Origin of the sequence: Chitinimonas prasina (genome assembly GCF_030160395.1) — a bacterium.
GTDB lineage: Bacteria > Pseudomonadota > Gammaproteobacteria > Burkholderiales > Chitinimonadaceae > Chitinimonas > Chitinimonas prasina.
Window position 1 is genome coordinate 774,185 of record NZ_BSOG01000002.1, and the last position, 18,932, is coordinate 793,116.

Here is an 18,932-nt window from a genome sequence, read left to right on the forward strand (position 1 = left end):
GGCGGCATCTTAGGCAGGGTAACCCTCACCCGCCCACCCGATTCCTGCTGTCAACCCAGCAGGCGATACACCGGCCGGCTACCGAACAGGTACCCATGGTCGGCATAGGCCGCCTCGGGCTGTGCCAGCCGGAAGCCATCGGTCGCTAGTATCTCGCCTCCTTTGGCCATTTCCTCGCCCAGCTTGGAAGCCGCATTGACCTCCGCCCCCCATACCTCTTTGTCATCGATCAGCAACACCGGGCCGTAGCCCAGGCCTATGCAAACCTCTATCCGCTCCTCGGCCACCCGTCCGGCATTGGCGGCCGTGCAGGCGGCCTGCAGGTCAAGGGCACAATGCAGGGCGTCTGCTGCCTGCTCAAACAGCACCAACAGCGAATCCCCCTCACGCTTCAGGCACACCCCCTGATGCTGCTGCAGCAAGGGCAGGAACAAGGCCTCCGACTCCTGTATCACCTGCAGGAAGTGGACAATCCCGAACGCCTCCACCATGCGCGAGAACCCCACCAGGTCAGTGAACATTACCGCCCGCTGGCAACCAAAGCGCTGAAAGATAGCCTGCTCTATTGCCGCCTTGTCAGCGCCGGGCTGCCGTCGCTGCGCAAGCATGCTGCTGAGTGCGTCGGCATCAGTCACCTGCTACCTCCCGCACCACCTCGCCCGCCGCACGCATGGCATCAACACATAGCGGCACGCCCGCATAGATGGCCGAATGCAACAGCACTTCGCGTATTTCCTCAACCGTGGCGCCATTATTCAGCGCACCCCGCACATGACCTTTCAACTCTTGGCTACGGCCCAGCGCAGCCAACATGGCCAGGGTAATAAAGCTGCGGGTCTTGCGATCCAGCCCCGCGCGATTCCATACCGTACCCCAAGCGTGTTCGGTCACAAACTCCTGCAATGGCAGGCTAAAGGCATCTGCATCGGCAAAGGCCTTATCGACAAAAGCATCCCCCATTACCTCGCGCCTCACCTTCAGGCCACGGTCAAACTGTTCACTCATTGGATCTCCCGATTTGTCGGCAACGGAAAGGCTTCCCATAATAGCGCCAGCCCTCCCAACATCGAAGCCCATGCGCGCCCTACTCCTGCTTGTCCTCAGCCCCCTGGCCCTGGCGTTTGATACCGGCCTCCACCCAGTCTGGCTGAGCACCGTCTACACCGCACTCACCTTGTTTGGCGCCGTCATCCTGGGTGTCGTACTCAACCGGCTATGGCGCAGGCTGCAAGCCTGGATAGTGAAACGCAGCCGGCTCAGCGCCCGACAACTCGAACGGCGTACCCACCGGGTACTCAAGGCCAAGCCACTTCTGCGGCTGGAAGTCTTCCTGCTGCGTTTCTGCAAGCTCCTGCTGTGGCTGAGCCTGTTCTATCTGACGCTGGAACTGACGCTCAGCTATTTCGAAGCCACCCGCCCCTTGGCGGGCAAGCTGCTGGGCTGGATGCTCGATCCGCTCAAAGCAGCGGGCCAGACGCTAGCCGAGCAGTTACCCAAGTTACTGTTCCTGCTGGTACTAGTCATCGCCACACGCTATCTGTTGCGTGTTATCCGCTATGTATTTCTGGAGATAGAGCGTGGGCGCCTGCGCATTGAGGGCTTCTATCCGGACTGGGCCGATCCCAGCCGCAAGATCACCAGCTTCCTGCTGATCGTCTTTGCCTTGATGGTGGCCTACCCCTATATTCCCGGTTCCAGCTCAGACGCCTTCAAGGGGGTATCGCTGTTTCTGGGCGTCCTGTTCTCCCTGGGCTCCACTGGTGCCATCTCCAATATCGTGGCCGGCGTCATCCTTACCTATATGCGTGCCTACCGGGCTGGCGACCTGGTACGCATAGGCGAGGTCCAAGGTGTCGTCGTCAGCCACTCCCTCCTGGTCACCAAGCTCTACACCATACGGAATCAGGAGATCACCCTGCCCAATTCCGTGATACTGCAAGGCCATGTCACCAATCTCTCATCCGGTGGCGCAGATCGTGGTGCACTGGTGACCACGGCGGTAACGATAGGCTATGACACCCCCTGGCGACAGGTGCACGCCATTCTGCTGGAGGCCGCAGCGCAAACGCCTGAGGTTCTGCAGAACCCCGCCCCCTTTGTGCTGCAGACCGAGCTGCACGATTTTTATGTGCGCTACGAATTGAACGTCTATACCGATAAGCCAGAGCGCCTGCCGTTTGTACTGTCAGCCCTGAATGCCAACGTGCAGGATAGTTTCAATCGCCATGGGATACAGATCATGTCGCCTCACTACTTTGACCGTGCGCGCCAGCCAGTACTGACACCGCCCGAGCAGTGGTACACAGAGCCCGCCAAGCCGCCACGCCGGTAAGTTGCCGCAGCGGCCATGCAGGAGCAGCATCGCCAACCCCCAAATCAACAACTGAGACCACGTCAGTGGGTTTTTTATCAACTTATATATATTAAATAATCATGAAGCTACGACAACTTACTCTCCTGCTGATACTGCTCTCGTCCGCCCATGCCAAGGAAGTCACCATGGCCTTCGGCGAGAAGATCCCGCCGTTTTGCTTTCCACAGACCAATTCAGGCATAGAGTTGGAGGTCATTGGCGAGGCATTGGCTTATCGCGGCCATGTGCTCAAACCAGTCTACTTCCCCTTTGCACGCATTCCGGTGGCCTTCAAGAATCGCCACGTCGACGCCGCCATGACCGATCTGGGTGAAGACCTGACTCCCTACGGTGCAAAGTATGGCGATCCGGCAGTCATCTACGACAACGTGCTGATCACGCTCAAGTCACGCAATCTGCATCTACGCCAGCCCAGTGACCTTAAGGGGCTCTCGGTCATTTCCTTCCAGGGGGCCATCAATCGCTATCCTGACTGGCTCAATCCAGTCAAGCAAGAAGGCAACTACTTCGAGCAGAACGACCAGAAAGTCCAGGTACTTACGTTGGACAAAGGGCGCTACGACGTCGTGCTCAGTGACCGGAGCATCTTCCGCTACTTCACCCTGCAGATGAAGAAGACCGAAGGCTTTCTGCCCAAGCCCGTACAAGAGCATCGCTTCACCACAGTCAATCCGCAGGACTACCGTCCGGTATTCCGCGATGCCGTGGTACGTGACGATTTCAACGCCGGACTCAAGCAGTTGAAGGAGAGTGGACGCTTCCAGGCCATCTACGACAAATACCTGAAGGAGTAAGGCTGCCCACAATCATCCTCGCAGCGATCCTGACTAGGGGCAGCAATGCCCTAGCTGGGCAGTACAGGCAGTACCAAGGTCTCCTTGACCTCTTCCATCACGACATAGCTGCGTGATTCCACTGCGCCGGGCAGATTGAGCAAGATATCGCCCAGCAAGGTACGGTATTGCGACATATCGGAAATACGTGCCTTGACCAGATAGTCGAAGTCGCCGGATACCAAGTGACATTCCACGATATTGGGCAGTTTCATCACCTCGCGTCGAAACTGGTCGAATATCTCGGCCGACTTGGCCGCCAGCCGCAATTCCACAAATACCAGTTGGGCGCAGGCCACGGCGCGCGGATTTACCCGAGCGTAATAGCCCTCGATCACGCCATCACGCTCCAGCCGCTTCACCCGCTCCGACGTCGGCGTGGTGGACAAGCCCACCTTCTCGGCCAGCTCCGTCAGCGCCATACGCCCATCCTGCTGCAGCAGGGTCAATATCTTGCGGTCCACACGGTCCAATTCGCGCATAAGGGCAATTCCAGATTAAATCTGGCAAACATCATATCAAACCAGATTTTTTCCTGTTGAACGCCGACAACTTGGCGGCACTTTTTGGTATTTGATCAATACACTGCGCGAATTCTCTTCTTGCATATTCAGACAGGTAAACCATGAAGGTAATCGTACTCGGTGGCGGTGTGATTGGTGTGTCCACGGCCTACTACCTGGCCCGCGCCGGCGCCGATGTCACGGTACTGGAACGACAGTCCGATGTCGCCCTGGAAACCAGCTTTGCCAATGCCGGCCAGATTTCCCCCGGCTACTCCACGCCATGGGCCGCCCCCGGCATTCCTACCAAGGCCATCAAGTGGCTGTTCCAGCGGCATGCCCCATTGGCCGTGCGGCCAGACGGCAGCCTGTTCCAGTTGCAGTGGATGGCCCAGATGCTGGCCAACTGCAATGACGCTGCTTATGCAGTGAACAAGGAACGCATGATGCGTCTGTCCGAGTACAGCCGCGACTGCCTTCGTAGCCTGCGCCAGGAGATAGGCTTGCAATACGAAGCACGCACCGGAGGCACCCTGCAGCTGTTCCGTAGCCAGAAGCAGCTGGATGGCGCTGCGCGCGACATCCCGGTGCTGGAAGCCTGTAATGTACCGTTCGAACTGCTGGACGAAGCAGGCTGTGCGCGCGCCGAACCCGCCCTGGCCAAGGTGCCCGGCCGTGTTGTCGGCGGCCTGCGCCTGCCCAACGACGAAACCGGCGACTGCCAGCGCTTCACCACAGAACTGGCTCGCCATGCACAGCAGATGGGCGTGAAGTTCCGCTTCAACACCGAAATCGACACGCTGGAAGTCGAACGAGGCCGCATCGCTGCCGTGAGCCTGGCTGACGGTGAGCGGCTGGTGGCCGACCACTATGTGGTGGCCCTGGGCAGCTTCAGCCGCCAGTTGGTCAAGCACCTGGGCCTGAGCCTGCCGGTCTACCCCACCAAGGGCTATTCGCTCACAGTACCCATCACCAATCCCGATGGCGCACCGGTCTCCACCGTGCTGGACGAAACCTACAAGATCGCCATCACCCGCTTTGACGACCGCATCCGCGTCGGCGGCATGGCGGAGCTGGGCGGCTACGATCTGAGCCTGAACCCACGCCGTCGCGAAACACTGGAAATGGTGGTGACCGACCTTTTCCCTGAAGGTGGCGACGTCAAGGCCGCCAGTTTCTGGACCGGCCTGCGCCCCATGACGCCGGATGGCACCCCCATCGTCGGCCGCACTCCCTATGCCAACCTGTCGCTCAACACCGGTCATGGCACCTTGGGTTGGACCATGGCCTGCGGTTCAGGCAAATTGCTGGCTGACATCGTGATCGGCCAGCGCCCTGAAATCAGCACCGATGGCCTGGCCATAGACCGCTACGGTCGCCGCGCCGTAGCCAGCCACCTGCACGGCCTGCAACCCGCCACGGCCTAGTCCAGCAGCCCATGCGCACAGCAGTGCCTGCCGCCCATCTTGCTGTACCGGGCCGGCAGGCAGGCTTTGCGCCATAATTCCCTACGCTTTCCACACGCCTGCCCGCCATGAGCCGCCCGCTAACTGCCACCATCTCGCTTTCCGCCCTGCGCCACAACTATCTGCTGGCCAAACGCCTGCATGGCGGCCGAGTACTCGCCATCGTTAAGGCCAATGCCTACGGCCATGGCGCCGTACGCTGCGCACAGGCGCTGGAAGACATTGCTGATGGCTTTGGCGTGGCAGCAATCGAAGAAGCCCTGCAACTGCGTGAGGCGGGTATCAAGAAGCCCATATTGCTGCTGGAAGGCTGGTTTGAAGCCAGTGAGCTGGCGCTGATAGACCAATACGACCTCTGGACTGCCCTGCATAGCGAGGCACAGATCGCCGACATCGAAGCTGCCGAGCTGAGCCGGCCACTCACCATCTGGGCCAAAATTGACACCGGCATGCATCGCCTGGGACTGCAGCCTGCCGCCTTCAAGGCAGCCTATGACCGCATGCAAGCCAGCGGCAAGGTCGGCAAGGTCATCGCCATGACACATTTTGCCCGTGCCGACGAACTGGATGTAGAGACCACCTCGCAAGCCGCCAGCCTCTTTCAGGCGGCCATCGATGGACTGGGGCTGGAAACCAGCCTCTGCAACTCCGGCGCCATCCTCGGCTGGCCCACCACCCATGGCGATTGGGGTCGCGCCGGCATCATGCTGTATGGCGGCGTCGGCACTGATCGCGTGCTGCCCGACTGGCCGCTGCCCGTCATGGCGCTGGATAGCCAGCTGATTGCCATACGCGAGCTGAGCCGCGGTGAAGCCATCGGTTACGGCGCCCGTTTTGTAACCGAGCAAGCCACGCGTATGGGCGTGGTGGCCTGCGGCTATGCCGATGGCTACCCTCGCATCGTGCCCACCGGCACCCCCGTGCTGATCAACGGCCGCCGCAGCCGCATCCTGGGCAGGGTCTCGATGGACATGCTGGTAGTGGACCTGAGCGAGCATCCCGAAGCGGTCGTCGGCACCGCTGTCCGCCTATGGGGTGAGGGCCTGCCGGCCAGCGAGATAGCCGCAGCGGCCGGTACCATAGACTACGAGCTGTTCTGCAACGTCAAGCGCGCCCGCCTGATCTATCAGGCATAAGAGCCTGTTCAACGTCTTTTCGGCGTGCGCCGGCCCGCTGGGCTGAGCTGGAAAATGGCCAGGCACAAGGCGTGGTGCGCAGGCAATAACAAGCTATCGCCAAGCGCCACAACGCAGTGAGTGGCCGTTTTCCGGTTCAGCCCTTCGGATTCGCAGCCTTGCCGGCGAATGGCGGCGTTGCAAGCCGCTTACGGTACCCGTACCGCTGCGCGTCTTGCGCCTTACCCTTCATCCGGCAAGGCTGCGAACCCAGCGGGCCGCGACGCGGTGAAAAGACGTTGAACAGGCGCTAAGAGATACCGGCAGGTACAACTACCCCTACCGCCTCAGCCCAATAAGGCATACTCGCCGCCCCGCTCCAGCGCCCGCTGGTAAGCCGGGCGTGCATGGATGCGCTGCAGAAAATCCATCAGCCTGGGCCGGCGTTGGTCGAGGCCCGCGCGCGCTGCTGCCGCCTCCAGCGGAAAACTCATCTGTATGTCAGCCGCGCTGAATGCCTCGCCGGCAAACCAGTCTGCCTGGGCCAGCTCAGCCTCCAGATAATCCAGGTGCTGGGCAATCTGCGGCAGCACATAGCTTTGCTTGACCTTGCTGGCGATGGCACGCGCGATAGGCTTGACGAAGAAGGGCATGGGGCCGCTCTCCACCCGATCAAACACCAGCTTCAGCAACAAGGGCGTCATGGCCGACCCCTCGGCATAGTGCAGCCAATAGGTGTAACGCAGCCGCGCCGGCGTACCCGCTGGCGGCACCAGGCGGCCGCCACCATACTTGTCCACCAGATACTCGATGATGGCGCCAGACTCGGCCAGTACCAGTTCGCCATCGCTGATCACTGGCGATTTGCCCAGCGGATGGACCTCGCGCAGCGCAGGCGGCGCCAGCATGGTCTTGGGGTCACGCTCATAGCGCTTGATCTCATAGGGCAGGCCCAGTTCCTCCAGCAGCCAGAGCAAGCGTTGCGAACGCGAATTATTCAGGTGATGCACAATGATCATGGGGCTCTTTCCGGTAAGGGGCAGTGCAAGCCAGGGTCTGGCGCCACTAACAATACCCTGCTGTCGGGGTGGTGGGAAACTGAAGCTCACTACAATCCATGGCATATGGAAGGCAGGGTTCAGCGGCTCAGGCTTGAGGTGTTATCCAGGGCAGGGGTCTACACGTATGTACAAAGGTGCTGATTAGGCTCAAACGCGGGAAAGCCCAATTTCAACACAGCTTCCTACACCAAGCGCTGGGCATCACGACCAAATACCTCGACCAAAAAATCGATAAACACCCTGACAGCAGGCAGCAGCCCCCGGCGGTGAGGGTAGACCGCCTGCAGGAAGCCTCCCGGTATTTCCCAGTCCGGCAGCACCTGTACCAGTTCGCCGCTGGCAAGCTCTGCCGTGCAATAGGGGTGGGGCAGCGTGCCCACCCCCAGCCCGCGCAAGGTTGCCGTTTTGCGCAGCTCGAAATCCTCTACGCTCAGCCTGGGCTCAAATGCCAGCTCCTTGACCACCCCTGCAGCGCCCTCCAGCCGCAAGCGTACCCGTCTATCTGCCTCCACAGCACCCAGGATAGGCACGCCATGCAGGTCTTCCGGCACCGTGATCGCATGCTGCTGTAACAAGCTGGGTGATGCCACCAGGATGGCGGCTGCCGGCCGCAGCCGCCGCGATATCAGCGATGGGTCTTCATCATCCGGCGAGCGCACCCGCAGCGCCACATCCAGCCCCTCTTCCACCAGATCTACCCGCCTGTTGGTCAATACCAGCTCCAGCATGACCTCCGGGTAGGCAGCCAGGAAGTCCACCACGATGGCAGAAAGATCAGACTGTGCCAGTGCGACCGGGCAAGACACCCGCAACCTGCCCCGGGGGACGGCGCTAACGGCAGCCACCACTTCATCAGCAGCCTCCGCCTCCACCAGCATCGCCTGACAGTGCCGGTAGTAGCGCTCCCCCACCTCGGTCAAGGCCAGCTTGCGGGTGGTTCGCTGCAGTAACCGGACTGCCAGCCGCGTTTCCAGCTCGGCTATCCGTCGAGACAGGCGCGACTTCGGTATCCCCAGCAATCTGCCCGCCGCCGCAAAGCCGCCGGCCTCCACCACCTTGGCAAAGTAATGCAGGTCATTCAGGTCTTGCATAACATTGTCCTACCAATGAGACGATGAGTCATATTCTAGCTATCTAGTCCAAAATTAGCGCCATCCATAATATGCAACCCAAGACAGCCGCCATCGTGACGGCCACATTGATTGGAGATAGCCATGAAACTGTTGCATCTGGATTCCAGCGTCCTCGGCGATGTATCCGCTTCCCGCCAACTGAGCCGCGAAGTCGTTACCGCCTGGCAGGCGAGCCAACCCGGCATCGAAATCAGCTACCGCGATCTGGCAGCCGATAATATGCAGCAGCTCAGCGGCGGCACCCTGGCGGCCAGCGGCACACCGGCCGAGCTGCGCGATGCAGCGCAACAGTTCGAGGCCGCCTTGTCTGAGAACATCCTCAACGAATTCCTGGGTGCCGACGCACTGGTCATAGGCGCCCCCATGTATAACTTCGCCATACCCAGCCAGCTCAAGGCCTGGATAGACCGGGTGGTGGTAGCGGGCAAGACCTTCCGCTATGGCGCCAATGGCCCAGAGGGACTGGCAGGCGACAAGCGCGTCATCATCATTTCCACGGCGGGTGGCATGCACGCAGGCCAAGCCACGGCTGCCGCGCATGAGGACTATCTCAAGTTCGTACTGGGATTTGTCGGCATCAGCAACGTCACCGTCATCCACGCCCACGGCCTGAGCATGGGCCCTGATGCCCGCGAGGCCGCGTTTACCCACGCGCGCAGCCAGATTGCAGGGCAGTTCGAAGCCATTGCGGCCTAAGAGCCCGTTCACGATCCTCTCGCCCCGGCGCCGGGGCAAAAAATCGTGAACAGGCTCTAACAACCACCATTTCGGTCATCTCACCAACCCCTGTCGCCAGACAGGGGTTTTGGCCGTCCAGCTACCAGGAAAGGCTTTGGTGGACTGCCTTTGTCGCCTAAAGTGACAGATATGGAGCTTTCGCTCGAAATGCCGTGACCATTTCGGTGCATTTCAATAAAATTACCATCTCAAGCGCTTGATCGAATTCATGAAATCGATGCCGAGACAAGGCTAACCTGGAGACTTCCCCGCATGCGCACCACCCTACGTCATCTACTCCCTCTTATCGCGGCCCTGCTACTGGTGCCCGGCAAGGCCGAGACCGTCACGGTCGGCCACGTCGGCCCTGTGTCCAGCCTGCTCAGGGAGCTGGCGGTCAGCTCGGAAGACACCCTCAATGCCTATTTTCAGGAGATCAACGCCAAGGGCGGCGTCAATGGCATTAAGGTCAAGATGGCCTATGGCGACGATGCCTTCAATCCGCTGAAGCATGCCGACGAGACCCGCCGCATCATCAAGGAAACCAGCCCGATCGCGATGCTGGGCGCTGGCGGTTCTGCCGGCCCGCTGGAGCTGCTCAAGCAGAATATCCTGTCCGACGCCAAGATACCCTTGATTGCACCAATATCGGGCGCCCCCGCACTGCGCAACAACCCCTGGATGTACCACCTCCGCGCCAGTTGGGTAGAAGAAATGAACAAGCTGGGCCAGCAGATGGCCTCACTGGGACACCAGCGCATTGGCGTGTTTTACCAGAATGATCCAGACGGCAAGTTCGGCCTGTTTGCCTCCCGCCAGGAAGCCAAAAAGAGCAATCTGGAAGTCGTTGCCACGGGCAGCTACGAGAAGAACAGCATGAATGTCGAGGCAGCGGCCAAGGCCATCCTCGAGCAGAACCCCACAGCCGTATTGATGCTGGGTACCGATGACGCCTGCGGTGCCTTTCTCAAAGCCTACCGCAAGGCTGGTGGCACGGCGCAGATGTACACCGTCTCAGTGGTGGGTGCCAAAGAGCTGATCGCCTCGGCCGGCGTGGATGCCGCCCGTGGCACCGGCATCAGCCAGGTCATGCCCTTTATCTATACCGACTCATCCCAGTTGGTGAAGGACTACCGCGCCTTCGTCAAACGCAACAAGCTCAAGCTCGGCTATATCGAGTTTGAGTATTACATCGCCGCACGGGTGCTGACCGAAGGCCTGAAGAAAATAGACAAAGGCAATATCACTGGCGAAGGTCTGATGACGGCCATAGACTCGTTGGGCACCCTCAACCTGGGGGGCTTCCGCCTCACTTTCGGGCCCAACCAGCGCGTAGCTTCCAAGTTCGTCGAAGTCACCGTCATTGGCCCCACCGGCGAACTGATACGCTGAGCACCGTTTCAAATCTCAACAACACAGCATGTCACCCCAAACAACAAAGCCACCTTACGGTGGCTTTGTTGTTGGCTGCAGGGATACTTACACCCGCATCTCCGGCACATGCGCGGGAACCACCATGGCGCCGGCCGTCTTGGCCTGAATTTCCTCGACGCTTACACCTGGTGCTCGCTCCAGCAGATGGAAGCTGCCATCACGTATCTCGACCACGGCAAGGTCGGTCACCACCTTGCGTATGCAACTCACGCCCGTCAATGGCAGGGTACAGGCTGGCAACAGCTTGGAGTTGCCGGCCTTGTCGGTATGCTGCATGGTCACCACGATATTCTGTGCCCCTGCCACCAAATCCATGGCGCCGCCCATGCCCTTGACCAGCTTGCCCGGCACCATCCAGCTGGCGATGCTGCCATTGACATCCACTTCGAAGGCACCCAGCACGGTCAGGTCCACATGGCCCCCCCGTATCATGGCAAAACTCTCTGCCGAACTGAAAAAGGCTGCGCCTGCGATGGTGGTCACCGTTTGCTTGCCGGCATTGATCAGGTCGGCATCCACCTCATCCTCGGTAGGAAACGGGCCCATGCCCAACAGGCCGTTTTCCGACTGCAGCATGACCTGCATGCCCTCGGGGATGTAGTTGGCCACCAGGGTAGGTATACCTATGCCCAGGTTGACGTAATAACCATCACGTAGCTCCTGCGCCACGCGCATGGCGATCTGTTCGCGGGATAGTGCCATCTGTCTCTCCTCAGCCCTTGCGCACGGTGCGTTGTTCTATGCGCTTCTCAAAAGCGCCCTTGATCACCCGGTGCACATAGATGCCAGGCGTGTGTATCTGCTCAGGATCCAGGCTGCCGGCAGGTACGATCTCTTCCACCTCGGCCACCGTAATCCGCCCCGCCGTTGCCATCATGGGGTTAAAGTTCATGGCGGTCTTGCGGAACACCAGGTTGCCGTACTCATCGGCCTTCCAGGCACGTACCAGGGCAAAGTCGGCGGTCAGGGAACGTTCCTGCACATACTGGCGGCCATCAAACTCCGCCGTGGGCTTGCCTTCAGCCACCTTGGTGCCGTAGCCGGTAGCCGTATAGAAAGCCGGTATCCCGGCGCCACCCGCCCGTATCTTTTCAGCCAGCGTACCTTGCGGGGTCAGGATCACCTCCATCTCGCCCGACAGCAGCAACTGTTCGAACAAGGCATTCTCACCCACATAGGAAGCAATCATGGTCTTGATCTGGCGCTTCTCCAGCCATAGACCCAGGCCAAAGCCGTCTACCCCGGCATTATTGGAAATCACCGTCAGGCCCTTGTGACCGGACTCATAGACCGTGCGTATCAGGCCTTCTGGTATGCCGCAAAGGCCAAAGCCGCCCACCATGACGGTCATACCGTCCTGGAAGCCGGCCAGCGCATTTTCATAGCTGTGTACGACTTTGTTGAACCCGGACATGGGTGTTGTCTCCTGGTATTAGGAAGGCGAGTCAGGCCCGCCATTGTAAGGCGTTGCAGCAATCAGCCGACTGCAGCAGGCTCCAGCAGGTGCAGTACCGGGCCAGTGCAATTGACGTTAACGTCAACTGCTGATTCTAGCACGAGGCGCGGCCACTGCGCTGGGCATCAGCCCCGCTGTGATAGACTGCCAGCTATCTGGTTCAACCCGGCCTCCCAGCGAGGCCGTTTGCTTGCCCCCCGCACGACGCAAGAGGATGCATCCATGTCTGGTAGTACGCTCGGCCTGCTGTTTACTGTCACCTCCTTTGGCGAGAGCCATGGGCCAGCCATAGGTTGCATTGTTGATGGCTGCCCTCCGGGCCTCGCCATCACCGAAGCGGATATCCAGCTGGAACTGGACCGGCGCAAGCCCGGCACCAGCCGCCACGTTACCCAGCGCAAGGAGCCCGATACGGTAGAGATACTGTCAGGCACCTTCGAGGGTCTGACCACCGGCCACCCCATCGCCCTGCTGATACGCAATACCGATCAGCGCAGCCAGGATTACGGCAAGATCGTTGAGACCTTCCGCCCAGGTCATGCCGACTACACCTACTGGCACAAGTATGGTATCCGCGATCACCGGGGAGGTGGCCGCAGTTCGGCTCGCGAAACCGCCGTACGGGTTGCTGCAGGCGCCATTGCCAAGAAATGGCTGCGGCAACATTTCGGCATCGTCATCCGGGGCTATATGAGCCAGCTCGGTGAAATCGCCATCCCCTTCAAGGGTTGGCAACACATCAGCGAGAACGCCTTCTTCGCCCCCAATGACGAGATCGTGCCGCAGCTCGAAAACTATATGGATCAAATCAGGGCGGAGCGCGACTCCATTGGCGCCCGTATCGACGTCGTGGCCGAGAATGTCCCCGTAGGCTGGGGCGAGCCGGTTTACGACAGGCTGGATGCCGATATCGCCCATGCCATGATGAGCATCAACGCCGTCAAGGGCGTGGAAATCGGTGATGGTTTCGGTGTGGTTGCCCAGCGTGGCAGCGTGCACGGCGACGAACTGACCCCCAAGGGCTTTGCCAGCAACCATGCCGGCGGTGTGCTGGGTGGCATCTCCACCGGGCAGGACATCCGCGTCAGCATGGCCATTAAGCCTACCTCCAGCATTCCGCAGGAGCGCGCCTCCATCGACAAGCAAGGCGAGCCGGTCATGATGCAAACCACCGGGCGGCATGACCCCTGTGTGGGCATACGTGCCACCCCCATTGCCGAGGCCATGCTGGCCCTGGTATTGATGGATCACGCCCTGCGCCACCGCGCCCAGAACGCCGATGTACACGTCAGTACGCCGCGCATACCAGGGCATATCGGGTAATTGCGGCGGGAAGACAGCACTGCAGCCGCCATGGCGACGCTGCTGCAGCAAAAACGCAAAAAGGACGCCCAGGCGTCCTTTCATATTGCCCCGCCCCGATCAGAGAGACAATCGTGGGAAAACGACAGGCAATGAAAAAGCCGACCCGGAGGTCGGCTTTCTTCGCTAGCAAAAGCTAACCGAGCAATTACTGCTTCGGAGCTTCGGCAGGAGCGGCAGCGGGAGCAGCAGCAGCGTCAGCAGCAGGAGCGGCAGCAGCGTCAGCAGCAGGAGCGGCGGCAGCGTCAGCAGCAGGAGCGGCAGCAGCGTCAGCAGCAGGAGCGGCTTCAGCAGGAGCAGCAGCAGGAGCGGCTTCAGCAGCAGGAGCGGCTTCAGCAGCAGGAGCTTCAGCAGGCTTTTCGCCGCAAGCAGCCAGACCCAGGGCGAACAGAGCAGCAACGAGCAGATTCTTGATCATGGTTTTTTACCTTTAGTAGTGTGAGTTCAACACGAGTTTAAGCACAATCGATCGTTGATCGAGGGCTTTGAAAAACCTTTGACGTATCAAAAGCGACCGACCGGAAAATTCTAGCAGCTTTTAAGGAAAAAACTAGGGGTAATTTGCATTGCAACATGCAGTATTTGCATGCGCTATTCGAGCCTGCCGGCACAAGTTCCCGCTCTCGCGCCGAGACGTAAATAATGCCGCCCTATCGGCAGCCACAATACAGGGCGCCACACACACCACCACCGCTAGCACAATCGCAGTAAATCAGCGATCTGCCGGGGTTTCAGGTACGGCTTGCAAGCCGGTCAATGCGGAAGAACTCGTGTTGAAGTCGAAAGCCTAAAACCCCTTGCACAGACCCGCCTCAACCACTTGTGCCTGCTGCCGCTCAGAGCCTGTTCACGATCTTTTCGCCCCGGGTGAGACAATCGTGAACAAGCTCTCAGATATACAGCCTACGTCCGCTGGCAGCCGGCTGCGCTCTTGGCCACATGCTGTCGAACTGCTGTTGGCATAGGATACGGCTACGAGCATCATCGCTGGCCACGCCCCTGAGCGCATCAGGGTGGAAACGCCGCACCACCACCTGATCGGTCAGCAGGAATTGCTCACCCGGCAAACGGTCGCACTCGTCCGCCACCCTCAGCTCCATGACATGGCCGTAGGTCGTCATCAAGGCGGCCACCCCAGCGCCATGTCGCCAGAACCAGTCATCCTCGAACACCAGCAAACGCACCCTGGCCAGGGCAGAGCCAGCCAGCATCTGGCGCAAGCCTTCTGCCCTATCGGCCAGCTCCAGCCCCACCTCGGCCATGGTCATATCAAACCAGTCCACCCGGCGTGTCGCGCCTGCCAAGGCCAGGCCCAGTTGCTGCTGATAGTCTCCCAGTGTCTCGAATCGTATATCGCTCATTGCCCACCCTCCTCTTCATGGCTCAGCGAGCCATCAGCCACATCCCCAGCGCCACCAGGCCATAGGCCACCAGGCCGCCGCCGGCCAACCGGCGTACCCACGCCTTGTCTCGCAGGCGCTGCAGCCGGCCTGCCGCCGCGCCCATCAATAGCAGGTTAGGCAAGGTGCCCAGGCCAAACGCCAGCAAAATGGCCCCGCCCCGCACACTGCTACCACTGGCCAGGGCGCCCGTAGCCGCGGTATAGACCAAACCGCAGGGCAGCCATCCCCATAAGCCACCAGCCAGCAGGGCAGCACCTGTCGAGCGCAAAGGCAGCAATGCCGCAAATCGGGGCTGCAAGCGTTGCCACAAGGGGCCGCCCAGGCGCTCCAGCCGCAGCAGCCAGCCAGACCAGCCGGCCAGATAGCAGCCCAGCAGCACAATCAATAGCAAGGACACCAGGTAAAGCCCTGTCTGCAGGAGGGCCGCTCGTGGCAGCCACGCCACCACCCCAGACACCCCACCCAACAGACCACCTATCAAGGTATAGCTGAGCAGGCGCCCCATGTTGGCTGCCAGCAGCATTACCGCCTGTTGCTTACCTGCAAGGTTCAAGCCCAGCGCAGTTGTCAATCCGCCACACATGCCCAGGCAATGTATGCCGCCCACAAAGCCTGCCAGCCACCAGGCAGCCAGCGTCAGATAGAAAGTCTGTTCAAACATGCCCGCAGTTTAGCACCGCCGTCCATGCCACCGATTGATACGGGGCGCTCATGAACGAGGCGCGCTTAGAGCCTGTTCACGTTTCTTTCACCCCGGCGCCGGACCGGAAAAGGGTCAGGTACAAGGCGGACGACGCAGGCAATAACGGGATATTCCCAAGGAGTCCAACGCAGTACATGACCCTTTTCCGGTCCGGCCCTTCGGGTTCCGGGCATTGCCCGGAACGCCGGCGCGGAAAATCGTCGACAGGCTCTAAAGCAAAGGCGACCCCTTGGGGTCGCCTGTGTCCATCAAGGCCTAGCAACAACTCAATGTGCCAGCGTACCGCCATCCCGCTCGCCTTCCGGCTTGCTGAAATCCACAGGGCAATACCGGTTCACCTGCTCACGATCACGCTCAAAGAACAAAGTCAGGCCGCTGGACAGACCCGCAAACAGCCAGCACACAAAGAACCCAACCGAGTAAGCCAGCACACGACTGTCGAACAGGGGCTCCCCGGCCATGGTCATCTCAAGGGGATCAAACAACGTAAAAAACAAGCTATTGACGATACCGGCCACCAGAAAGGACGGCCAAAGCACCAGGATGGACTTCAGTTTCATGCGTTATGTCTCCATTTGCCGGTCTAACGCCGGACATACAACGCATCCTACTCCAGCCCCAGAGCAGCGAAAACCCCCTATTGATCAATACCCTAGGTGGGTCCCGCTTGGTGCAACGCAGCATACTTTCGTCCACTACTTCAGAGAAATAGAGCGAATAAGTCGGCATCCCCCCTCGCTTGCACCATAATTCGCAAACCAAGCCCGCCATAGGGCCGCTCACCCACCTTCGGATTCCTTGACATGCGCCTTTCGCTGGATGCCCTGATCGTGCTTGATGCCATTGAGCGCAAAGGTAGCTTTGCCGCCGCTGCAGCCGAATTGCATCGCGTCCCCTCAGCCATCACCTACACCATACAAAAGCTGGAACAGGATCTGGATGTGCTGATCTTCGACCGCAGTGGCCATCGCGCCCGCCTCACGCCAGCTGGCCAGGAGCTGCTACGCGAAGGCCGCCCCCTGCTAGACGCTGCGGCGGCACTGGAAGCGCGGGTCAAACGGGTTGCCACCGGCTGGGAACCAGAGCTGCGCATTGCCGTGGGCGATCTGGTCGACTTTGATGTGCTGCTGGAATCCGTCTGCGCCTTTGACCGGGTAGGCGGCGCAACCCGGCTACGCTTCTCGCACGAGGCCTATGGCGGCGCCTGGGATGCGCTCTATACAGGCCGTGCGGATCTTGCCATCGGCGCGCCTGACGACGCACCACCGGGCGGGGGATACAAGAGCCAGTTGCTGGGCGACGTGGAGTTCATACTGGTGGTCGCCCCGCATCATCCGCTGGCCCAAGAGCCACAGCCCATACCCATGCAGACCATCAGGGCACACCGCGCAGTCAGCGTGGCAGACAGCTCACGCAGCCTGGCGCCTCGCACCTCCGGCCTGCTCACCGGCCAGCCCACCCTGACCGTCTCCACCCAACGCGACAAGCTGGCCGCCCAACTGGCAGGCTTGGGCGTCGGTTTCATGCCCCGCCGCCTGGCGCAACCCCACCTCAACAGCGGGGCCCTGGTGCAACTGCAGGTAGAGGAAGACAAGCCCTTGGCCAGGCTTTACGTCGCCTGGCCCTCCAAATCGCGTGGCAATGCCTTGCGCTGGTTTCTTGATCACCTGGCAAGCGAAGAAGTCAGGCAGCGTCTATGTCAGGGCAGCCTGTGCAGCTGATATTGCTGGGCACCCCTCCCAGCCTGGCACAGCGGCTGCAACGCCAAGGCTGGTTTGGCCATGTCGTGGCGGCACCGCCCCCACCGGGCTGGGCCGGTCTGGCCGATCCCGCAGCCGCAGCCAACCTGCCAGGGCCGCGCTGCTGGCTTAGCAATGGCGTCACTCCAGTGCAGCTGGGCGAGCATGATCTCCTGCTCACTACCGAGGCAGCCCCCGCCTGTGCGTCGGATTGCTGGGTAGGCATCCACTGGCAGGACAGCCCCTATGCTGGGGAACACGGTTTTCTGTTGGCGGCTGGCGGCTCACCCACCGGCCTGCAGCGCGCGCAACCCGTGCTGGACGCCCTATCTCCCGCACCTGGCGGCTGGTTGCATGCCGGCGGTCACGGCGCGCCGGCCTATCTGGCCAGCCTGATGCAGCAACTAGGTAGTGGCATGGCTGGACTTGCCAGCCTGATGGCTACCACGGCCACCACCGGCTTCAACCCCATCTGGCTAGGCCAGCAGGCATTGTTGGCGCAGCTTGCCGAGCAAGCAGGTCACTATCTGGCAGCCAGCGAGGGCGAACACTATCAACCCCACCTCCCCCTACCTCCCCTGTTTGGGCTGACGCCACCCAATGGCGCAGAGACCGACTCCCCTGCCCGCAAGCTTGCCTGCTTGCTGGTATGGCTGCAGGAGAGCGCCAGTCAACCAAGGTAAGTGGGGCCTATCGACACTGGCGGCAGCGCCGGCCGGCGCTGTTTGCACACAAGCGCCGTTCCCCCACTTCCCGCTCGCCAGTTCATCACGGCCGCCAAAAGCAAAAAACCACGCCGAGGCGTGGTTTTTTTTTTGCTACGGTTCCAGCAGCAACAGATCAAGCAGCAGCAGCGGCAGTCTTGCGGGCGGTGCTTTTGGCCACACCTGCGGCAGCCTTTGCCGAGGTCTCGGCAGCAGCCACGCCAGCTTCAGCGAAATCACTGGTGACCTTCTTGGCTGTCTTGGCTACGGTGTCGTAGGCAGAAGCAGCGGTCGCCACAGCCGTCTTGACAGCCGACACCACGATTTCCGAACCGGCAGGCGCTTGCTTCACGGCCTTGTCCAGGGTGGAAACCAAGCCCTTGTTGAACTCAACTACCTGCTCTTCAACGAAGGCACCCAGTTCAGCCTGAGTAGAGCTGGTGACTTCATACACATTCTTGGCAACCGACAAAGCCTTGTCGATCACGGGCTGCGACAGTTGCTGCTGCAGGGCGATAAAGCCTTGCACATCCTTCACATCAGCAAACGCCTTGGCGGTCGCCGTGTTGTCGGACAGCAGATCACGTGTCAGATCCAGCTGCAGGTTAACAAAACGTTCCACGCCGGACAGCGCAATGGACGACAGACGAATCGACTTTTCGAGCTGGGCCTGGCCCAGTGCGGCGAAATCCGAAGTAGCGAACATATGGTCTTCTCCTGGCTAACTATTCATTCGGTGTATGCGCCGCAGTCAACAGAATTTTGCGCTGCAGCATGAACCCATTATGGTGAGCCACAAACGCCAAGTCAAGCACTTTTGTGCGTTGCACAAATGTTTAACAACAGTGTTTTATTTAATTGAAACAATACCTTAGAAAATAGAGCAAAAAAACTAATGCGGCGGCGCACTGCATCGTGCAAACAACAGT

Annotated in this window: 21 protein-coding genes; 9 read left to right on the plus strand and 12 right to left on the minus strand. The window is 60.3% G+C overall.

All coding sequences use genetic code 11. The annotated features are described in order from the left end of the window. Nucleotides 1-50 precede the first annotated feature (50 nt). Nucleotides 51-635 carry an adenylate/guanylate cyclase domain-containing protein gene (locus QQK16_RS10715; protein ID WP_284196454.1) on the minus strand — a complete coding sequence of 195 codons (585 nt, stop codon included), beginning with the start codon at nt 633-635 and terminating at the stop codon, nt 51-53. Next, a complete protein-coding gene (pcaC, locus tag QQK16_RS10720; RefSeq protein WP_284196455.1) occupies nt 628-1,005 on the minus strand; it encodes a 4-carboxymuconolactone decarboxylase in 378 nt (125 codons plus the stop codon). Before pcaC ends, QQK16_RS10715 begins: the two co-directional genes overlap by 8 nt. 70 nt (nt 1,006-1,075) lie before the next feature. On the opposite strand from pcaC, the gene QQK16_RS10725 reads away from it, so the two are divergent. Continuing rightward, nucleotides 1,076-2,332 carry a mechanosensitive ion channel family protein gene (locus tag QQK16_RS10725; RefSeq protein WP_284196456.1) on the plus strand — a complete coding sequence of 419 codons (1,257 nt, stop codon included), beginning with the start codon at nt 1,076-1,078 and terminating at the stop codon, nt 2,330-2,332. A gap of 101 nt (nt 2,333-2,433) precedes the next feature. Beyond that, complete coding sequence (locus QQK16_RS10730) at nt 2,434-3,168, plus strand: substrate-binding periplasmic protein (RefSeq protein ID WP_284196457.1); 735 nt, start codon at nt 2,434-2,436, stop codon at nt 3,166-3,168. Between the two features lie 50 nt (nt 3,169-3,218). Here the strand turns inward: QQK16_RS10730 and QQK16_RS10735 are convergent, their stop codons facing one another. Continuing rightward, nucleotides 3,219-3,689: an Lrp/AsnC ligand binding domain-containing protein gene (locus QQK16_RS10735; protein WP_284196458.1), complete on the minus strand. Its 471-nt coding sequence runs from the start codon at nt 3,687-3,689 to the stop codon at nt 3,219-3,221. A 143-nt stretch (nt 3,690-3,832) separates the two neighbouring features. Here QQK16_RS10735 and QQK16_RS10740 point away from each other — a divergent pair, with 143 nt between their 5' ends. Then, nucleotides 3,833-5,137, plus strand: a complete 1,305-nt coding sequence (locus QQK16_RS10740) for a D-amino acid dehydrogenase (protein WP_284196459.1) — start codon at nt 3,833-3,835, stop codon at nt 5,135-5,137. A gap of 107 nt (nt 5,138-5,244) precedes the next feature. After that, on the plus strand, nt 5,245-6,312 hold the full coding sequence (gene alr / locus QQK16_RS10745) for an alanine racemase (protein ID WP_284196460.1): 1,068 nt from the start codon (nt 5,245-5,247) through the stop codon (nt 6,310-6,312). 326 nt (nt 6,313-6,638) lie between these two features. On the opposite strand, the gene QQK16_RS10750 is transcribed toward alr, so the two are convergent. Next, the gene (locus tag QQK16_RS10750; protein ID WP_284196461.1) at nt 6,639-7,310 is read right to left on the minus strand and encodes a glutathione S-transferase; all 672 of its coding nucleotides are present in this window, start codon (nt 7,308-7,310) and stop codon (nt 6,639-6,641) included. Nucleotides 7,311-7,534: 224 nt separating this feature from the next. Then, the gene (locus tag QQK16_RS10755) at nt 7,535-8,443 is read right to left on the minus strand and encodes a LysR substrate-binding domain-containing protein (RefSeq protein WP_284196462.1); all 909 of its coding nucleotides are present in this window, start codon (nt 8,441-8,443) and stop codon (nt 7,535-7,537) included. A gap of 123 nt (nt 8,444-8,566) precedes the next feature. Here QQK16_RS10755 and QQK16_RS10760 point away from each other — a divergent pair, with 123 nt between their 5' ends. Next, a complete protein-coding gene (locus QQK16_RS10760) occupies nt 8,567-9,181 on the plus strand; it encodes an FMN-dependent NADH-azoreductase (protein ID WP_284196463.1) in 615 nt (204 codons plus the stop codon). Nucleotides 9,182-9,475: 294 nt separating this feature from the next. Continuing rightward, entirely contained in the window at nt 9,476-10,594 is a 1,119-nt protein-coding gene (locus tag QQK16_RS10765; protein WP_284196464.1) for an ABC transporter substrate-binding protein, read from the plus strand. A gap of 87 nt (nt 10,595-10,681) precedes the next feature. On the opposite strand, the gene QQK16_RS10770 is transcribed toward QQK16_RS10765, so the two are convergent. Both QQK16_RS10770 and QQK16_RS10775 read right to left on the minus strand, forming a co-directional pair. Beyond that, a complete protein-coding gene (locus QQK16_RS10770) occupies nt 10,682-11,338 on the minus strand; it encodes a CoA transferase subunit B (protein ID WP_284196465.1) in 657 nt (218 codons plus the stop codon). A 10-nt stretch (nt 11,339-11,348) separates the two neighbouring features. Next, nucleotides 11,349-12,050 carry a CoA transferase subunit A gene (locus tag QQK16_RS10775; protein ID WP_284196466.1) on the minus strand — a complete coding sequence of 234 codons (702 nt, stop codon included), beginning with the start codon at nt 12,048-12,050 and terminating at the stop codon, nt 11,349-11,351. A gap of 264 nt (nt 12,051-12,314) precedes the next feature. Here QQK16_RS10775 and aroC point away from each other — a divergent pair, with 264 nt between their 5' ends. Then, a complete protein-coding gene (gene aroC / locus QQK16_RS10780; RefSeq protein WP_284196467.1) occupies nt 12,315-13,415 on the plus strand; it encodes a chorismate synthase in 1,101 nt (366 codons plus the stop codon). Nucleotides 13,416-13,580: 165 nt separating this feature from the next. Here the strand turns inward: aroC and QQK16_RS10785 are convergent, their stop codons facing one another. From QQK16_RS10785 to QQK16_RS10800, 4 genes are all read right to left on the minus strand, one after another. Next, the gene (locus tag QQK16_RS10785) at nt 13,581-13,853 is read right to left on the minus strand and encodes a hypothetical protein (protein WP_284196468.1); all 273 of its coding nucleotides are present in this window, start codon (nt 13,851-13,853) and stop codon (nt 13,581-13,583) included. 491 nt (nt 13,854-14,344) lie between these two features. Beyond that, nucleotides 14,345-14,815, minus strand: coding sequence for a hypothetical protein (locus QQK16_RS10790; protein WP_284196469.1), 471 nt, complete (start codon nt 14,813-14,815; stop codon nt 14,345-14,347). Nucleotides 14,816-14,837: 22 nt separating this feature from the next. Continuing rightward, nucleotides 14,838-15,518, minus strand: coding sequence for a sulfite exporter TauE/SafE family protein (locus QQK16_RS10795; protein ID WP_284196470.1), 681 nt, complete (start codon nt 15,516-15,518; stop codon nt 14,838-14,840). 308 nt (nt 15,519-15,826) lie between these two features. Continuing rightward, the gene (locus tag QQK16_RS10800) at nt 15,827-16,120 is read right to left on the minus strand and encodes a hypothetical protein (RefSeq protein ID WP_284196471.1); all 294 of its coding nucleotides are present in this window, start codon (nt 16,118-16,120) and stop codon (nt 15,827-15,829) included. 243 nt (nt 16,121-16,363) lie between these two features. Here QQK16_RS10800 and QQK16_RS10805 point away from each other — a divergent pair, with 243 nt between their 5' ends. Together QQK16_RS10805 and QQK16_RS10810 are read left to right on the plus strand one after the other, a co-directional pair. Further along, nucleotides 16,364-17,281 carry a LysR family transcriptional regulator gene (locus QQK16_RS10805; protein WP_284196472.1) on the plus strand — a complete coding sequence of 306 codons (918 nt, stop codon included), beginning with the start codon at nt 16,364-16,366 and terminating at the stop codon, nt 17,279-17,281. Continuing rightward, nucleotides 17,257-17,982 (plus strand): hypothetical protein, encoded by a 726-nt coding sequence (locus tag QQK16_RS10810; RefSeq protein WP_284196473.1) that lies wholly within the window; start codon nt 17,257-17,259, stop codon nt 17,980-17,982. Before QQK16_RS10805 ends, QQK16_RS10810 begins: the two co-directional genes overlap by 25 nt. Nucleotides 17,983-18,139: 157 nt before the next feature. On the opposite strand, the gene QQK16_RS10815 is transcribed toward QQK16_RS10810, so the two are convergent. Further along, a complete protein-coding gene (locus QQK16_RS10815) occupies nt 18,140-18,709 on the minus strand; it encodes a phasin family protein (RefSeq protein ID WP_284196474.1) in 570 nt (189 codons plus the stop codon). Nucleotides 18,710-18,932 lie beyond the last annotated feature (223 nt).

Bases quoted from the DNA above. Each gene is read 5' to 3' on its own strand.
- QQK16_RS10770 (WP_284196465.1), bottom strand. From the start codon at position 11,338: ATGGCACTATCCCGCGAACAGATCGCCATGCGCGTGGCGCAGGAGCTA.
- QQK16_RS10800 (WP_284196471.1), bottom strand. From the start codon at position 16,120: ATGAAACTGAAGTCCATCCTGGTGCTTTGGCCGTCCTTTCTGGTGGCC.
- QQK16_RS10815 (WP_284196474.1), bottom strand. From the start codon at position 18,709: ATGTTCGCTACTTCGGATTTCGCCGCACTGGGCCAGGCCCAGCTCGAA.
- QQK16_RS10790 (WP_284196469.1), bottom strand. From the start codon at position 14,815: ATGAGCGATATACGATTCGAGACACTGGGAGACTATCAGCAGCAACTG.
- aroC (WP_284196467.1), top strand. From the start codon at position 12,315: ATGTCTGGTAGTACGCTCGGCCTGCTGTTTACTGTCACCTCCTTTGGC.
- QQK16_RS10735 (WP_284196458.1), bottom strand. From the start codon at position 3,689: ATGCGCGAATTGGACCGTGTGGACCGCAAGATATTGACCCTGCTGCAG.
- QQK16_RS10760 (WP_284196463.1), top strand. From the start codon at position 8,567: ATGAAACTGTTGCATCTGGATTCCAGCGTCCTCGGCGATGTATCCGCT.
- QQK16_RS10730 (WP_284196457.1), top strand. From the start codon at position 2,434: ATGAAGCTACGACAACTTACTCTCCTGCTGATACTGCTCTCGTCCGCC.
- QQK16_RS10805 (WP_284196472.1), top strand. From the start codon at position 16,364: ATGCGCCTTTCGCTGGATGCCCTGATCGTGCTTGATGCCATTGAGCGC.
- QQK16_RS10810 (WP_284196473.1), top strand. From the start codon at position 17,257: ATGTCAGGGCAGCCTGTGCAGCTGATATTGCTGGGCACCCCTCCCAGC.
- QQK16_RS10725 (WP_284196456.1), top strand. From the start codon at position 1,076: ATGCGCGCCCTACTCCTGCTTGTCCTCAGCCCCCTGGCCCTGGCGTTT.
- pcaC (WP_284196455.1), bottom strand. From the start codon at position 1,005: ATGAGTGAACAGTTTGACCGTGGCCTGAAGGTGAGGCGCGAGGTAATG.
- QQK16_RS10750 (WP_284196461.1), bottom strand. From the start codon at position 7,310: ATGATCATTGTGCATCACCTGAATAATTCGCGTTCGCAACGCTTGCTC.
- QQK16_RS10795 (WP_284196470.1), bottom strand. From the start codon at position 15,518: ATGTTTGAACAGACTTTCTATCTGACGCTGGCTGCCTGGTGGCTGGCA.
- QQK16_RS10775 (WP_284196466.1), bottom strand. From the start codon at position 12,050: ATGTCCGGGTTCAACAAAGTCGTACACAGCTATGAAAATGCGCTGGCC.
- QQK16_RS10740 (WP_284196459.1), top strand. From the start codon at position 3,833: ATGAAGGTAATCGTACTCGGTGGCGGTGTGATTGGTGTGTCCACGGCC.
- QQK16_RS10765 (WP_284196464.1), top strand. From the start codon at position 9,476: ATGCGCACCACCCTACGTCATCTACTCCCTCTTATCGCGGCCCTGCTA.
- QQK16_RS10755 (WP_284196462.1), bottom strand. From the start codon at position 8,443: ATGCAAGACCTGAATGACCTGCATTACTTTGCCAAGGTGGTGGAGGCC.
- alr (WP_284196460.1), top strand. From the start codon at position 5,245: ATGAGCCGCCCGCTAACTGCCACCATCTCGCTTTCCGCCCTGCGCCAC.